Consider the following 1,556-nt stretch of genomic DNA (forward strand, 5'->3'; position numbering starts at 1 on the left):
TCTGGGCCGTGGCCTGGGCGGTGGCGATCACCTCGCCGGCCCGCTTCGTGATCTGCGCGCCCGAATGGGTGATCTCGTCCACCGTCGCCGCCGTCTCCTGCACCGCCGCGAACTGCTCCTCCACCGAGGCCGCCTGCTCCTGCGCCGAGGCGCGGATCTCGGCCGCCGCCGCGTTCAGGTCCGACGTCGCCGCACGGTTCGTCCGGGCCAAGTCCGCAAGCCCAGAGACCATCCCGTTCAGCGCACGGGACAGCCGGCCGATCTCGTTGCCGCCGCGAACCTGCAGCGTCTGGGACAGGTCGCCGCCGCCGACCGTCTCGGCGAACGCCATCACGCTCTCCAGCGGACGCACCACCGCGCGGCTGATCAGGATCGTGACGAGGATCGCCAGGAGGACGCTGGCGAGCAGCGTCAGCAGGATCGAGAGCCGCGAGCGCTCGTGGATCGCGCCGATCCCGCGCTGGCCCACGGCGATGCTCTCGTCGAGGGCGACGCGGGTGCGCTCGACGGCGGCGATGGTGGCCTCGTAGGCGCGGCCGATCTCGGCGTTGCGGGCCTCGACGCCGGTGACGTCGCCGCCGACCGCGGCCACGAGCTGCGCCTCGCTCGCATCCCGGTACGGACGATAGATCGCGACGGCCTGCCTCAGGACGCCGTGCAGGCGGTCCCAGGCCGTCGTCCGATCCACCGAGAGGGCGCGGGCGCGGTAGGCGTCGGCCTCGCGGATCAGGTCGTCGAAGAGCGCGTCGGTCGATGCGGCCGTGCGTCGCCAGGTGGTGAGGACGTCCTCGTCGCGCATGGGCTGCCCTTGCGCCTTCATCAGCGTGGCGATCACCGCGTTGCGGCGCAGGATGCCGAGGTCGCGCGTCTGGTTGCCGAGGATGTCGAGCTGGCGCAGCACCGCGAGGTCGCGGGCGACGATGGTGTCGGTGGCGTCGCGGACCGAGCCGATCTGGCCGATCGCGTAGAGGCCGAGGGCGATCAGCACCACCGTCACGGCCGTGAAGCCGAGGAGGATCCGTTTTCCGATCGAGATCGACAAGGCGGCTGATGCTCCGGGTCGGGCGGCGTCGTGGATCGCGCGCGTCTCGCGCCTCAAGGCAGGGTGCGCCGCAGCAGCTGCGGCAGGTCGATGACGACGAAGTCGCCGAGGCCGGACGGGCCGGGATCGGCCGCGGCATAGCGCGAAACCGCTTCGCCGCCGAATCCGCCCTCCGCCGCGGCGGCCTCGGCGAGGTGGGCGAGCCCCAGCACGCGGTCGACGGCGAGCGCGGTCGGCGTTGCGGCCGTGCGAAGGACGACGAGGTGGCCGCCTTCGACGCGGTCCGCGTCCGGGCGGCCGAGCGCGCGGGCGAGGCCGACGACGCTGACGATCCGTCCGGACAGGGCGACGAGGCCGAGGATCGCGGGCGGCGCGCCCGGCACGGGCGTGCATGATCGCATGGGCACCACCCGCGCGAGACGGCGGAGGACGTGGCGCGCACGATCCGCATGCTGGCCGATTCCGGCGACACCGGCGCGGCGTGGCGCCTCCTGCGGAACGCGCTCGCCGCGCG

2 protein-coding genes are annotated in these 1,556 nt (G+C 73.7%); both read right to left on the reverse strand.

Annotated elements, in window-relative coordinates; genetic code table 11:
* A partial coding sequence (locus tag FV223_RS27230; protein ID WP_147729819.1) for a methyl-accepting chemotaxis protein occupies positions 1 to 1,042 on the reverse strand: 1,042 nt, incomplete at its 3' end.
* A 53-nt stretch (positions 1,043 to 1,095) separates the two neighbouring features.
* The coding region (locus FV223_RS27235; RefSeq protein ID WP_147729820.1) for a chemotaxis protein CheW at positions 1,096 to 1,556 on the reverse strand (461 nt) is incomplete at its 5' end.

The organism is Methylobacterium sp. WL116, assembly GCF_008039455.1.
Taxonomy (GTDB): Bacteria; Pseudomonadota; Alphaproteobacteria; order Rhizobiales; family Beijerinckiaceae; genus Methylobacterium.